This is a genomic window from Arhodomonas sp. SL1 (assembly GCF_052060015.1).
GTDB lineage: Bacteria > Pseudomonadota > Gammaproteobacteria > Nitrococcales > Nitrococcaceae > Arhodomonas.
In genome coordinates, this window is sequence record NZ_JBPODZ010000006.1 from 218,150 (window position 1) to 231,345 (window position 13,196).

A 13,196-nucleotide genomic window follows, 5' to 3' on the forward strand; every position below is an offset into this window, starting at 1 on the left:
CGCCCCATGACCGACGCGAGCAATCCCCTTCCCATCGACGCCCTAGAGGGCGAGTTCCGCGACGCCCTGGAGCGCGGGCCGGTGGTGGTCACCGCCGCCACTGGCTCCGGCAAGTCCACCCGGCTGCCGGTGTGGGCGGCGGAGCGCGGCCCCGTGCTGGTGATCGAGCCCCGGCGGCTGGCCGCGACCAGCCTCGCGGGCTTCCTGGCCGAGGGCCGCGGGGAGGAGCCGGGCGGACACTTCGGCTACGTCATCCGTGGCGACGCCCGTCACGGCGATGACAGCCGGGTGGTTTTCGTTACGCCGGGCATCGCCCTGCGCTGGCTGGCCGCCGGGCGGCTGGACGGCTATGCCACCGTGATCCTCGACGAGTTCCACGAGCGACGCTGGGACACCGATCTGCTGGCGGCGCTGCTCCACGGCCGGGGCGACGGCCCGCGGCTGGTGGTCACCTCCGCGACCATCCACGGCGAGCACCTGGCGCGGTGGCTCGGCGGCGAGCTCATCGAATCGCCGGCCCGCAGCTACCCGGTGGCCGTCCATCACCGCGAGCGCGAACCCCGAGCGATGCCTACCTCCTCGAAGCTGGACGACCGGGTGGCAGCCGCCGTGGACGCGGCGCTGGCGCAGGGGCCGGGCAATATCCTGGTCTTCCTCCCGGGGCGTGGCGAGATCGAGGCGGCGGCCCGGCGACTCAAGGGGGTGCCGGCGGAGGTGATCCCCCTGCACGCCTCGGCGCCCCGCGAGCAGCAACGCCGCGCCCTGGCGCCCGGGGGCAAGCGACGGGTAATCCTTGCCACCAATGTCGCGGAGACCTCCCTCACCGTCCCCGGCGTCACTGTCGTGGTGGATAGCGGCCTGGAGCGGCGCACTATGCGCCGCAACGGCCGCACCGTACTGGCCCTGCAGGCCATCTCCCGGGCCAGCGCCGAACAGCGCAAGGGCCGGGCAGGGCGCACTGCCCCGGGCACCTGCCTGCGCCTGTGGGGCGAGCGTGCCCCGCTGGCCGAGGCGACACCACCGGAGGTGGCCCGGGAGGACCTCACGGAGCTGGTGTTGGCTGCGGCCTGCGCCGGCCGCGCCGCGGAGGCGCTGGACTTTCCGGAGACGCCACCGGCCTCCGCGGTGGAGGCCGCCCGGGAGCGGCTGCAGGCGATCGGAGCCCTGGACGGCGAGGGTGCCGTTACCGAACGCGGCCACCGGCTGTTCGTCCTGCCAGTGGACGCGTGGCTGGCCCATCTGGTGGTGGCCATGCCCGATACCGCCAGCGCCGGCTTCATGGCGGACCTCGCCGCGACCCTGTCCGCGGGTCGGGGTCTGATCCGGGTCACCGGCGACGCCGATGATCGTGAGACGCTGGTGCAGGCCCTGGGGAGGCGTTGCGATGCGATCCTGCGGGTGGCCGCCCTGCGCGGCCAGGAGCTCCCCGGCGTTCGGGTGGACACCCGGCAGCGCTCCGAGGCCCGGCGCCTGGCCCGCCAGCTCCGCGAGGCCATGGGGCAGGACGAGCCCCCCGATGCCGGGGACCTGGCGGAGGTGGCGACCACCGCCCTGCGCGCCGCCGCCGCGGCCATGCCGGTGCTGGTGCACGTCCGCCGGCCCAAACGCCGGGAAGCCCTGGCCAACGGCTACGGCGAGGCCTTCCCGGTGGAGGAGAGCCTGTTCGCCGGCGACGACGAGGCGGCGCTGGTGCTGGACGACCACAGCGTCCCGGGCCGCAGGGGCACCCGGCAGAATGTCACCCTGGCCACCTGCCTGGCGCCGTTGCCCTTGGAGGCCGTGGCCGAGCTCGGCATCGCCGAGACAGAGCTCGGCGCGGCGGAGTGGACCGACGGCGAGCTGGTGGGCGTGGTGCGGCATGTCTACGCCGAGCGGGTCATCCGCGAGGACCGGGAGGTCCTCACTGGCGCCGCGGCCCGTCGGGCGGCGGCGCAACTGATTCTGGACGGCCGGCTGCTGCCCCCCGCCGGTGAACGCCTCGCTGACGACATCGACGCCTGGTCCCTGTACGTGGCCCTTGGCTATGGAGAGGGGGAGGTGCCGGAACCGGCGGACTGGCTCGCCGAGCGGCTGCACGCCCTCGGCGTGGAGCGGGGTGAGGACCTGGAGCTCATCGAGGCGGAGGATCTCGCATTTGATGGCATCCCGGGGTGGGAAAGGGACTGGTTCGACCGCACTTATCCCCGTGAGGTCCGGCTCACCGACCTCCACATGCGCGTGCACTACGACGTCCGCCGCCGCGAAGTGATCGCGGAGAAGGTCTCCGGGGTGCGCAAGCGCGACCCGCAGCGCTGGGAGCTGCCGGCGTGGTCCGGCTGGCGGCGGGTGAAGTACCGGCGCGCCAGCCGCGAGGTTGAGGTGCGGTGAGCGGCGCCGCCCATGTCAACGGAGTAGTGCCTTGCCATTATTGATCCTGCTCTTCATCGGCGTGCCGCTGGTGGAGCTCTACGTCCTCATCCAGGTGGGCGGCGTCATCGGCGCCCTGCCCACCATCGCCCTGTGCGTGCTCACCGCCGTGGCCGGTGGCGCGCTGCTGCGCCAGCAGGGGCTCGCCACCCTGACCCGTGCCCGGGCCAATCTCGAGCGCGGCAGCGTCCCCGCCATCGAGCTCTTGGAGGCTGTGGCCCTGGCCCTAGGTGGCGCGCTGTTGCTCACGCCGGGATTCATCACCGATGTGGTGGGCTTCGCCTGCCTGATCCCGTGGACGCGGCATTACGTCATCGGCTACATCATGCGCAATGCCCACATCACCTACGGGCCGCCCCCCGGCCAGGCTGGCGGCCACCGCGGCGGGCAGGACTACATCGAGGGCGAGTACCACCGCCGGGACGACGATCACCGGCGGTGAGCGGCGAACGCCCCTTAAATCACCGGGCGGCCGCCCTGGCCGACCTGTTCCTCGCGGTGGCCCTGGTGCTGTTCGCCGGTATCGTGGCTCCGCTGACGGCCCAGGCCCTGTTCCCCGACGGGAACCTGGTGCCCGTAGTCATCGGCCAGGGCGTGGTGGTGCTCGGTGGCCTGGTGCTGCTCGCCCGCTGGCGGGGCCTTTCCTTCGCCGGCCTGGGGGTCGTCGCCCTCGGCGGCCGGGACCTGCTCCGCGCCGTAAAGCTCCTGGCCCTCATCTTCGTGCTCAACATGCTGCTGCGCCTCGCCGTCATGCAGCTGGCGCCGGAGGCCGTGGGCGGGCAGATGGAGCGGCTCACCGAGCTGGGTGGACGGGTCGCCGCCGGCCTCAGCCTGCCGGCCCTGCTGGGCTTAAGCCTGTTTATCGGCTTCTACGAGGAGCTCCTTGCTCGGGGCTTTCTCCTGCAGCGGGCCCGCGCCCTGCTGGGTGGTTGGTGGGGCCCGGTAGCCCTGTCGTCGCTGCTCTTCGGCCTCGGCCATGCCTATCAGGGCGCCTTCGGCGTGCTCCAGACCACCCTGGTGGGCGCCGTCCTCGCCGCCGCCGTGCTCCGCTATGGCACCTTGTGGCCCGCCATTATCGCCCATGCCCTGGTCAATGCCATATCCCTGTGGCTGCTGTCGGCGATGTAGCCACCCCCTACGTGACCGGTTACATCGCATACAACGCAGGCCTTGGATGCGGGTGGCGTAGTTGCACGCCACTACATGGTAGGTATGAAAGGTCACTGAATGGCACTGAAGAAGTCCTCGGATCGAGCCGAATGTATCCTGAATTCGGGGAAGCAGCCGCCTTCGGTGGCACCGTCGGCGGTTCGGGAGGATCCGGCCGACGGCGGTGGAGAAGGTTCCAGATGATGAGTCGCTTCGGCGAGCAGGAAAATTGGACGCAGCGTCTGATCATCGACTTCATTCAGGCGTGTCTCGGGTACCAACTTCCGTGGAGGAACACACCGTTACCTTCTGGCTGATCGATTGACGCAACCCCGAGAACAACGACTTCGTGGTGGCCGAGGAGGACGCGCGGGCGGGGATCCGAGCCAAGCGGCCGGACGTGGTGCTGTACGGCCTGCTCGAACGCCAGCACACGGAACGCTTTCGCGGACTGACGGATCAGTTCATGCCAGACTGGCGCGTGCGCCGGGACGACGGAACAAGGCGCCTCTGGCACATCAGGGGTGGGCCTATTGAACGGGCAGGTGGCTACACCCCTATCGAGAACGACAGAAACCTGGCGCACCGGCGAAGGCCTTGGCGAAACAACGAAAAGGTGACGACACAATGAACGCTCAACAACGCGAAGTAGTACTAATGGACGGAGGCATGGGCCAGGAGCTGCGGCGGCGGAGTAGCCGTCCGGCCTCGCCGCTTTGGTCTTCTCAGGTCATGCTGGACGAACCGGATCTGGTTACCGCCGCCCATCGCGACTTCATCGACGCCGGTGCCCGGGTCATCACGGTCAACACCTACAGCGCGACCCCGCAACGCCTGGCCCGCGATGCCGACCCCGAGTTATTCGAGCCGCTCCATGCCGCGGCGCTGCGCGCGGCGGACAAGGCGCGCGAGGAAAGCGGCCAGGACGTGCGCCTCGCCGGTTGCCTGCCCCCGCTGGTAGCGAGTTATCGGCCCGATCTCGCGCCCGAAGAGGCCACCTGTCTGGATTCCTACCGCCGCATGGTGGAGGCCCAGGCCGGAGGGGTCGATCTTTTCCTCTGCGAGACGATGTCCCTTGCCCGGGAGGCGCGTACAGCGACCATCGCGGGGGCGGAAAGCGACCTGCCGGTATGGACGTCCTTCACGGTGGACGACGGTGATGGCACGCGCCTGCGCTCCGGCGAGCCGCTGGCCGAGGCCGCCCGGGATTGCGTTGCGGCGGGTGCCGAACGGGTACTGGTCAATTGCTCGGTGCCTGAGGCGTTAACGACCGCCATGGCTGAGCTTGGGGGACTCGGCGTGCCGTTCGGCGGGTACGCGAACGGATTCACGTCCGTCGGCGCCCTTCAACCCGGCGGCACCGTTGATGTACTGGAATCCCGCACGGATCTTGATCCCGCCGCCTATGCCGAGCACGTCCTTCGGTGGGTGGAGCAGGGCGCGACCATTGTGGGCGGCTGCTGCGAAGTCGGCCCGGCCCACATTGCCGCCATAGCCGAGCGGCTGACCGCAGCGGGATACCGCCTGGTGGCCTCTTGACTGCCTCACACCCGGGATTGCCGGTAAAACCATAGGACGCTCGTGAGCGCGAGCCTATCCGACTCGCCCGGAAGCCCCTTCGTATGACGGGCCTGAGTACAGTTTTCGTAATGCTGGCGGCCCTGTTCTGGGGGTTGTCCGGCGGGATCGGCGGGATTTTGATGGCCGATGGTTGGGACGCGTTCGTCGTTTCCTTCTATCGGGGCACGATCGGACTGCTTTGCGTCCTCGTCTGGCTCATGCTACGCCCGCGAGGCAGTGGGCTGGCCAATGGCCGGTTATGGTTCTGGTCGGCGATCGCCGGTGTTGGGGTGGCAGGCAACTTCGCGTTCTATTTTGTGAGTATCGGTCAGGGAAGCGTCGCGGTTGCGGCTACGTTGATGTACTGCGCACCCGTGTTCGTGTATCTCGTGTCATTCGCTTTGAAGCTTGAAAGCCCCACGGCGCTGAAGTGGGCCGCGATGGTGTTGGTGATGGTCGGTGTCGTGTTGCTGACACAGATTTACGACATCGGTGCAGGCGGTGTCACGGCGCTTGGTGTGGGCGCCGGGCTGCTTTCCGGGCTGTCCTACGCGATATTCATCTTCGGCTTCAAGTATGCAGCGCCGCACGGCAGCCCACAGGCGATTCTCGTTATTGCGTTTACGGTACTTGCCATGATCCTGATCTTGCCCGGCGATGCCGAGCAGGTCGTTGCCGCTTTGAGTACGCCGGATTGGCCGCTGTTCTTGGCACTGGGTGTGCTCGGCGCTGGATTGTCGTTCGTCCTCTATATCATCGGCCTGAATCACACGGCCCCGGCCGTGGCCTCCATCGTGGCAATGGTCGAGCCGGTTACCGCGTCGTTGTTCGGTGTCGTGGTCCTGAATGAAACCCTGGCTGGGCCGCAAATTGCCGGGATGGTGCTGATATTGGTGACAGTGACCGCGTTGAGCGTATTTTCGAGCTCCCGACGGCCACCTCCCAATTTACCCGTTGCTGATTAACGTTCATCGAGAAGCCACCGTTGCGCTCCACATAGGAAACGGAGATATTCCGAATGAAGATTTTGGTTTTTTTGGGTACCGTGAGGGATAGCACTCCCCCTCGGCCGGCCCGTCTTGGTGCCCGCGTGGCGAAAGCGTGCCTAATGTGCTTGGAAAATCGATATGAAAGGCACGAGGTGGGTTTGATCGATGCCCTGGACTACCCGATGGACGCGCTTTTTAAGCCGCATTTTGCGTACCCAAAAGGTAAGGCCCCTGAGAACCTCGACGAACTGGCAGAAAAGATAGAGTCATCGCATGGCTTTATTATGATCAGCCCGGAGTACAATCATTCCATGAGTCCGGCGCTGGCCAACTTACTGAATCACTTCGGTAGTTCACTGTTCTCCTACAAGCCTAGCGCTATCGCGACGTATTCGGCGGGACAATGGGGCGGAATGCGGGCGGCCGTTGCAATGAGGACGTTTCTTTCCGAGCTAGGCTGCCTTCCCGTGTCGGCGATGATTCATGTGCCAAAGGCACAAGAGGTTTTTGCAGCAGATGGTTCGCCGCAGACGGGGGTGGATCAAGCATCATGGTTCGATTACTTCGGGCGAACCTTCAGCCAGCTGCTCTGGTGGGCGCAGGCGGCGAGGGAGTATCGGGCCCAGGTGGATCCGCATGAACTGGTTAAGGATTTCAAGCGGGATCCCTCGGAGAGGAACGCCCCGTAGCGGCGACGGTGACGCGGGTAGGGAGTTCAGGCCATATGATGGGGTCTTCCCTTGGAGGCCGGCGCGGCGCATACAGCCAAAAGGGTTCTGGTTAAATGGAATATATGCTGGTGGAAGCGCTCAAAGGCGGCTGTCCGGACGACTGGCACGCCTACACGCATCACGAATTCGTGCAGCAACTGGCGGAAGCGCGGCTGCCGGAGGCGAGCTTCCGACACTTCCTGATACAGGATTATCAGTTCCTGATCCACTTCTCGAGGGCCTGGGCGCTGGCCGCCTACAAGTCGTCGTCGCTGGCGGACATGAAAGCGGCGACGGAGGTGCTGAATGGCCTGCTCCACCATGAGATGGCCCTGCACGTCGAGTACTGCCGGGGCTGGGGCATTGCCCCGGAGGAGCTGGAGCGGGCGGAGGAGGCCCGTGCCAATCTGGCCTATACCCGTTACGTCCTGGAGACCGGGATGTCCGGGGATCTCCTGGACCTGCTGGCAGCATTGGCGCCCTGTGTGGTCGGGTATGCAGAGATCGGTGCGCGGCTGAGCAAGGCGCCGGAGACGGTACTGGAGGGCAACCCCTACCGGAGCTGGATCGAGACCTATGCCGGCGAGGAGTTCCAGGGTCTGGCGCAGTCCGTGGTGGCGCAGATGGACCGGTTGTTCGCTGAACGGGGCAGCGCTGCCCGCACGCCGGCGCTGACGCGGATCTTTACCCAGGCCACGCGCTTGGAGCAAAGCTTCTGGGAGATGGGGCTGAAGCGGTTGCAGTAGGGCGTCGTTCGGGCGAGGTGGTCACCTGAAAATCGAAGAGGGCCTTGTGCGAGACGAGTGCCTCCAGCTCGCCGGCGGCCGCCGGCCGTCCGTGGTCGTGGCCTTCCCCTCGGTCGCCGTTGTGCGGGACCGCGTCAGTCCAGCTCGGCGATGGCCTCGCCGATGGCGTTCATGAGCCGGTCGAGCTCCTCGCGCTCGGCGATGAAGGGCGGGCCGAGCTGGATGGTGTCGCCGCCGTAGCGCACGTAAAAGCCCTTCTCCCAGCACTTCATGGCGATCTCGAAGGGGCGACGGGCCGGCTCGCCGGGGTAGGGCTCGATCTGCAGCGCGCCGGCAAATCCGTAGTTGCGGATGTCGGTGACGTACCGGCTGCCGGCGAGGCCGTGGAGCAGCGCCTCGAACACCGGGCTCATCCGCCGTACCCGCTCGATGAGGCCGTCTCCCTCGAGCACGTCCAGGCTCGCCAGCGCGGCGGCGCAGGCCACCGGGTGACCGGAGTAGGTATAGCCGTGGGGGAGCTCGAGCATGTAGTCGGGGCCGGCGTTGTCCATGAATGCCTGGTAGATCTCCTGCCGGGCGACCACTGCGCCCATGGGTACCGCCCCGTTGGTGAGCTGCTTGGCGAAGGTCATGATGTCCGGCGCCACGCCGAAGGCATCGGCGCCGGTCTTCGCGCCCATGCGGCCGAAGCCGGTGATCACCTCGTCGAAAATGAGCAGGATCTCGTGCTCATCACAGATCTCGCGCAGGCGCTGGAGATACCCCTGCGGCGGCGGGATCACGCCGGCGGAGCCGGCTAGCGGTTCGACGATCACCGCGGCGATGTTGGAGGCGTCGTGCAGGGCGATGAGCTCCAGCAGTTCGTCGGCCCGGTCGGCGCCGTGCTCCGGCTGGCCCCGGCTGAAGGCATTCTCCGGGAGTAGCGTATGGGGCAGGTGGTCGGCATCGACCCCCTGACCGAAGGGCTTGCGGTTCGGTCCGATACCGCCAACACTGATGCCGCCGAAATTCACCCCGTGGTAGCCCTTGGCGCGGCCGATGAGCTTGGTCTTGCTTGGCCGGCCCTTCAGCCGCCAGTAGGCCCGGGCGATCTTCAGGGCGGTGTCGACGCTCTCCGAGCCGGAGCCGGTGAAGAAGACATGGCTCAAACCCTCGGGGGTGAGCTCGCGGATACGATGCGCGAGCTCGAAGGCCTTGGGGTGGCCGAACTGGAAGGCGGGGGAGTAGTCCAGCTCGCGGAGCTGGCGGCTCACCGCATCGGCGATCTCAGGGCGGGCATGGCCGGCACCACAGGTCCAAAGGCCCGAAAGGCTGTCGTAGATCTGCCGGCCGTCGGCATCCCGGAAGTAGCTACCCTCGGCGCCCATGATGATCCGCGGGTCGCGCTTGAACTGGCGGTTGCCGGAGAACGGCATCCAGTAGGCGTCGAGCTGTTCGGCGGTGAGGCCGGGGGTCTGTTGCGGGGCCGGGTCTGCCATGGCGTCACCCTGTTGTGTCGTCGCTGTTTTGGTTGCGTACTGACATCCTAGGACGGCCACGGGCGCAATCAAAGGGCCAGACCGTCTGAAGCAGGGGGTCCAACGTGAGTGGGATGACGATTCTGAAGGCGCTGGCGATTTGGGTGGGAATCCTTGTGTTAGCCGTGCTCAACGGCGTGCTGCGCGAGGCGGTCTTGTTCCCGGCGATGGGTACGCGAATCGCAATGGTGCTGAGTGGGGTGATCCTGTCCGCGCTGATCCTGGCGATGGCATACCTCATGCTGCCCTGGCTGAGCGTCTCCGGTTGGGTGGAGTTGGTGGGCGTCGGACTGGGTTGGCTGGCATTGACGCTTGTCTTCGAGTTCTCCTTCGGGCTCTGGCAGGGTAAGTCATGGCCGACCATGCTCGAGGCTTACACCTTCAAGGACGGCAATATCTGGCCCATCGTCTTGCTGGTGATCGCCCTGGCGCCATATCTGGCCGCGAAGGTTCGGGGCTGGTAGCGGCGTCGATAGCCCTGTTTTGTGCGGTGTCGCGCGCCTCAGAATTGCCAGCCGAGGCTTACCGCCGCACCCATCTGGTGCATGCTGAGCTCGATCTGCTGGCCTGGTCCTAGGGGGTTTTCGCCACGGACCGTCTCCTCCGGGGAGTAAAACGCCATGCCCGTCAGCGCCAGGCCATCGGATAGCTCCCGGGTGAACCCGGCGGTGACATGCCACTCCTGGACGCCGGGGGAGAGGATGTTGAACAGCACCTCGCTGTCCGGGATGGGCTGCTCGCCGTAGCTGATGCCGGCGCGCCAGGTTTGTCGCGGCGTCTGCTGCCACTGCCAGCCGAGCTTGAAGATCGTTATGTCGTCCCAGCCGAAGCCGGCCCCGCCGTCCTCGCCGAGCGGGGCGCGTCGCAGATTGGGCAGCAGTGGGTTGCCGACGCTATCGATCTCGCTGTAGCGGATGTGCTGTATGTCGAGCAGCAACCATTGATCCTTGATGCCGGACCAGGCGAGCCCGGCGTTGAACATCTGGGGGATGTCGAAGTCTCCGTGTTCAGCAAACAGCCCCTGGTACTTGTCGAACTCCTCCATCCGGATCACCTTGCGCCAGCTCAGCCCGCCGCGCAGATCCTCGGCAATCCGGCCCTGCCAGCCGATCTGGAAGCCGTAGCCGAAGGCCTCGTCGGTGCCGTTGTCGCTGAGCGCCTCGGGGTCGGTGGAGAAGTCCGCGAAGCTGCCTAGTCCGCTCGCCGAGAACCGCTGGTAGGCGAGCACGGGTGAGATCCCGATGGCCTGTTCCGGCGCGAAGCGCCAGGTCCAGGTGGGGGCGATGAACAGCTGCTCGAGGTCAACGCCGGCTGCGCCCGCGCCGAAGGTGCCGCCCAAGCGGCCCGGATACTCGGTATTCATGCCGCCGTTGGCATAGACGGAAACGCCCAGGGTCTGCGTCTCGCTCACCTGGTGGTTATAGCCCGCATGGGGGATTAGGAACGCGTCGTTGTCGCTTTCCACCGTGCCTGGACGCAGGAAGAACGCGCCGGGCCTCGGCTCGCCCTCGCCCTTTACCCGGTACTGCCGCTCCGGAGAGAAGAGCTCGGCGCCAATATCGAGTCGAGTGCCCACGAAGGCCATGCCGGCGGGATTGGTGGCCGCGGCGATGCTGTCCTGGCTAAGGGCGGTTCCGGCGCCGGCCATGCCCTTGTTGATCGCGCCATAGCCGTGGGCGAAGTAGCCGTTGGTGGCCAGGGCCGGGGCGGGTAGGAGAGCTGCCGCGAGGAGCAGACTATGCGTGCGTCTCATGAGATCGCCTGTGATTCGGGAAAGTGGCGAAGCGTGTTATACCGTGGGTTTTTTAGAATAAAAAGGAATTAACGGGAATACGTATAAGCACATAGGGAATCCGCGTCACGGCCTTCCCCGGCGCCGGGGTGGCGGCATAGGCTTACAGGATGTGCGGACGTTATGACCTCCACGAGCCCGCGGCGCGGATCGCCGATGCCATTCAGGCGCGTTTGCTGCTGGATGACTGGCAGGCGCATTACAATATTACCCCCGGGCGGGTGATCCCGGTGGCGCGCCCGGGCGAGGAGGGCGATGGCGCCGACCGGCTGCTGGCCCCCGCCTGGTGGGGCTTCCGCCCCAAATGGGCCCGGGAGGATGCGCCAGCGCCCATCAACGCCCGGGCTGAGAAGGTGGCCACCTCTGCGTATTTCCGCGACGCCTTCCGTCGCCACCGCTGCCTGGTGCCGGCGAACGGCTGGTACGAGTGGCAGCAGACGCCCTCCGGAAAGCACCCGTACTATTTCACCCGCGCTGATGGCGAATTGCTCATGTTCGCCGGTCTCTGGACCGACGCCGAGGATGTGGACGCTGGCGGTCGCTGCGCCATCATCACCGAGTCGGCCCGGGGCGAGGCGAAGGCGGTGCATCCGCGGATGCCGGTGGTGCTGGATCGCGACTCCTGGGAGGCCTGGCTGGACCCCGGCCTGACGGAACGGGACGCCATCCGGGGTGCCATCCGGCACCTGGATGCCGACGCGCTCACCGCCTCGCCGGTCTCGCGCCGGGTGAATCGTCCCGACGAGGACGACGCGGGGTTACTGGAGCCGACGGATGATAGCGATGCCGACGGTTAGGGACAGAGGAAACAGGTGGTCGTCGGTGCCCCGCTGGTCGTTGGGGACTACGGGGGATGCAGTGCGTACAATGAGCGTTGTTCGATCTAGGGTTCAACGGCGACCAAACGGGGGCGAAGCATGGGCATTCTGATCCTGGGGCTGATCCTTTTCCTGGGCGTGCACTCGGTCTCGATCGTGGCGCCGGAATGGCGTGACCGCATGGTGGGGCGGTTCGGGGAGATGCCCTGGAAGGGGATGTATTCCGTCGTCGCCATCGTGGGCGTGGTGCTCATCATCTGGGGCTATGGCGCGGCGCGGCAGGATCCCGTTTTCCTCTATGTGCCGCCGACGTGGCTGCGCCATCTCTCGATGCTGTTGCTCGTGGCGATCTTTCCGCTACTGCTTGCCACCTATCTGCCCGGGCGTATCCAGGCCACGCTCAAGCACCCGATGCTGGTCGCGGTGAAGGTCTGGGCGCTGGCCCATCTGCTGGTGAACGGCACGCTGGCCGACGTGCTCCTGTTCGGCGGCTTCCTGGTCTGGGCCGTCGCGGACCGGATCTCATTGAAGCGGCGCCCGGTCCGGCCGATCCCGGAGCTGCCACGCGGGCGTTTCAACGATGCCATCGCGGTGGTCGGCGGGCTCGTGATCTACGGCTTGTTCGTCGTCTGGCTGCACCCGCTGCTCATCGGCGTTCCGGTGATGTGAGGACAAGGCTCGTGGGGTGCGAATAGGACGAACGGCCGGTTCCAGGAGATGGTGGGGTGGCGCCATCCGATCAACGTAGGGGTGGCAGCGGCTCCGGTAGGTGGTCGGTGGCTAGTCCCATACGTTCCCGGGCGAAGGCATGGATACGGTTGTACGTGTCCACGAGCATAGGGGTGAACTCCTTGGCGAGGAGGAGGTCTTCGGCGAAGCGCTTCGGGTTTTCCATATACTCGTGCACCAGCCGGTTGCGGAGTTTCCGAGCCTCGAGCCAACGTTGGGTGCTCGCCAACACGCGAAGGCGTTCCGCGCGATTCAGTACCTCGATCTGACTTCCGGGCGTCTCCGCGACCGCGACCAACCAGCGTGGCAATAGCTTGTCCGCTATCGTGTCCTGCATCCGGCCAAAGCGGGATACGAAGGCCTCCATGCGTTCGGCGAGCTCGGGGTTTGCTTCCAGAGCGTTCACCCACTCTGCGTCGATGGGCTCGCTATGAACTACTCCCGCCAAGCCTTTCAGGCTATGGCGCGAGTTTCGCGTCTCATCGGGCGTGCCGGATCATCCGGAGGATGATTCGGTCTTACCGCCCTCCACGCCTCGGCCGGTTCCCGACCGGATAACTGCTGCTCGGCCCAGCTCATCAGCACCCGGGCGGCGTTTTCGTCCCGCGAGCAGGACACGCCACAGGGGCACTCATGACGCCGCTGGCCGAGCGGCTTCTGCTCCTGACGCCCGCAGGCGTGGCAGGTCTGCGAGGGCTTGAGTTGCCGCGTCGGTGCTTCCATCGCCCAGGTACCAGCCTCTGCCGCTTTGTACCCGAGCCGTTGATGAAAAGCGCCTCC

At 66.6% G+C, this 13,196-nt stretch carries 14 protein-coding genes; 10 read left to right on the forward strand and 4 right to left on the reverse strand.

Annotated features, from left to right (window positions below; genetic code table 11):
* Window positions 1-6: 6 nt before the first annotated feature.
* The 7 genes from ACQ754_RS10900 (at window position 7) to tenA (ending at window position 7,560) form a co-directional block, all read left to right on the forward strand.
* A complete protein-coding gene (locus tag ACQ754_RS10900; RefSeq protein ID WP_440997055.1) occupies window positions 7-2,367 on the forward strand; it encodes a helicase-related protein in 2,361 nt (786 codons plus the stop codon).
* A 31-nt stretch (window positions 2,368-2,398) separates the two neighbouring features.
* On the forward strand, window positions 2,399-2,848 hold the full coding sequence (locus ACQ754_RS10905; protein ID WP_440997056.1) for an FxsA family protein: 450 nt from the start codon (window positions 2,399-2,401) through the stop codon (window positions 2,846-2,848).
* Entirely contained in the window at window positions 2,845-3,534 is a 690-nt protein-coding gene (locus tag ACQ754_RS10910) for a CPBP family intramembrane glutamic endopeptidase (RefSeq protein ID WP_440997057.1), read from the forward strand. The genes ACQ754_RS10905 and ACQ754_RS10910 overlap by 4 nt, the downstream gene beginning before the upstream one ends.
* A gap of 648 nt (window positions 3,535-4,182) precedes the next feature.
* Window positions 4,183-5,094 (forward strand): homocysteine S-methyltransferase family protein, encoded by a 912-nt coding sequence (locus ACQ754_RS10915; protein ID WP_440997058.1) that lies wholly within the window; start codon window positions 4,183-4,185, stop codon window positions 5,092-5,094.
* 83 nt (window positions 5,095-5,177) lie between these two features.
* Window positions 5,178-6,080, forward strand: coding sequence for a DMT family transporter (locus ACQ754_RS10920; RefSeq protein ID WP_440997059.1), 903 nt, complete (start codon window positions 5,178-5,180; stop codon window positions 6,078-6,080).
* A 53-nt stretch (window positions 6,081-6,133) separates the two neighbouring features.
* A complete protein-coding gene (locus tag ACQ754_RS10925; protein ID WP_440997060.1) occupies window positions 6,134-6,793 on the forward strand; it encodes an NADPH-dependent FMN reductase in 660 nt (219 codons plus the stop codon).
* A 95-nt stretch (window positions 6,794-6,888) separates the two neighbouring features.
* Window positions 6,889-7,560 carry a thiaminase II gene (gene tenA, locus ACQ754_RS10930; protein ID WP_440997061.1) on the forward strand — a complete coding sequence of 224 codons (672 nt, stop codon included), beginning with the start codon at window positions 6,889-6,891 and terminating at the stop codon, window positions 7,558-7,560.
* Between the two features lie 134 nt (window positions 7,561-7,694).
* Here tenA and ACQ754_RS10935 read toward each other — a convergent pair whose 3' ends face one another.
* On the reverse strand, window positions 7,695-9,038 hold the full coding sequence (locus ACQ754_RS10935) for an aspartate aminotransferase family protein (RefSeq protein ID WP_440997062.1): 1,344 nt from the start codon (window positions 9,036-9,038) through the stop codon (window positions 7,695-7,697).
* 113 nt (window positions 9,039-9,151) lie between these two features.
* Between ACQ754_RS10935 and ACQ754_RS10940 the strand changes: the two genes are divergently transcribed.
* Window positions 9,152-9,541, forward strand: coding sequence for a hypothetical protein (locus ACQ754_RS10940; protein ID WP_440997063.1), 390 nt, complete (start codon window positions 9,152-9,154; stop codon window positions 9,539-9,541).
* A 38-nt stretch (window positions 9,542-9,579) separates the two neighbouring features.
* On the opposite strand, the gene ACQ754_RS10945 is transcribed toward ACQ754_RS10940, so the two are convergent.
* On the reverse strand, window positions 9,580-10,830 hold the full coding sequence (locus ACQ754_RS10945) for an OmpP1/FadL family transporter (RefSeq protein ID WP_440997064.1): 1,251 nt from the start codon (window positions 10,828-10,830) through the stop codon (window positions 9,580-9,582).
* A gap of 149 nt (window positions 10,831-10,979) precedes the next feature.
* Here ACQ754_RS10945 and ACQ754_RS10950 point away from each other — a divergent pair, with 149 nt between their 5' ends.
* Both ACQ754_RS10950 and ACQ754_RS10955 read left to right on the forward strand, forming a co-directional pair.
* Window positions 10,980-11,666, forward strand: coding sequence for an SOS response-associated peptidase (locus ACQ754_RS10950; RefSeq protein WP_440997065.1), 687 nt, complete (start codon window positions 10,980-10,982; stop codon window positions 11,664-11,666).
* Window positions 11,667-11,786: 120 nt separating this feature from the next.
* Entirely contained in the window at window positions 11,787-12,356 is a 570-nt protein-coding gene (locus ACQ754_RS10955) for an NnrU family protein (RefSeq protein WP_440997066.1), read from the forward strand.
* Window positions 12,357-12,426: 70 nt separating this feature from the next.
* Here ACQ754_RS10955 and ACQ754_RS10960 read toward each other — a convergent pair whose 3' ends face one another.
* Window positions 12,427-12,822 carry a hypothetical protein gene (locus ACQ754_RS10960; RefSeq protein ID WP_440997067.1) on the reverse strand — a complete coding sequence of 132 codons (396 nt, stop codon included), beginning with the start codon at window positions 12,820-12,822 and terminating at the stop codon, window positions 12,427-12,429.
* 47 nt (window positions 12,823-12,869) lie between these two features.
* Window positions 12,870-13,196, reverse strand: a 327-nt coding sequence (locus ACQ754_RS10965; protein WP_440997068.1) for a zinc ribbon domain-containing protein, incomplete at its 5' end; no start/stop codon positions are given.

Coding starts and splice junctions, on each gene's coding strand:
- ACQ754_RS10900 (WP_440997055.1), top strand. CDS start 7: ATGACCGACGCGAGCAATCCCCTTCCCATCGACGCCCTAGAGGGCGAG.
- ACQ754_RS10915 (WP_440997058.1), top strand. CDS start 4,183: ATGAACGCTCAACAACGCGAAGTAGTACTAATGGACGGAGGCATGGGC.
- ACQ754_RS10920 (WP_440997059.1), top strand. CDS start 5,178: ATGACGGGCCTGAGTACAGTTTTCGTAATGCTGGCGGCCCTGTTCTGG.
- ACQ754_RS10925 (WP_440997060.1), top strand. CDS start 6,134: ATGAAGATTTTGGTTTTTTTGGGTACCGTGAGGGATAGCACTCCCCCT.
- tenA (WP_440997061.1), top strand. CDS start 6,889: ATGGAATATATGCTGGTGGAAGCGCTCAAAGGCGGCTGTCCGGACGAC.
- ACQ754_RS10935 (WP_440997062.1), bottom strand. CDS start 9,038: ATGGCAGACCCGGCCCCGCAACAGACCCCCGGCCTCACCGCCGAACAG.
- ACQ754_RS10940 (WP_440997063.1), top strand. CDS start 9,152: ATGACGATTCTGAAGGCGCTGGCGATTTGGGTGGGAATCCTTGTGTTA.
- ACQ754_RS10945 (WP_440997064.1), bottom strand. CDS start 10,830: ATGAGACGCACGCATAGTCTGCTCCTCGCGGCAGCTCTCCTACCCGCC.
- ACQ754_RS10950 (WP_440997065.1), top strand. CDS start 10,980: ATGTGCGGACGTTATGACCTCCACGAGCCCGCGGCGCGGATCGCCGAT.
- ACQ754_RS10955 (WP_440997066.1), top strand. CDS start 11,787: ATGGGCATTCTGATCCTGGGGCTGATCCTTTTCCTGGGCGTGCACTCG.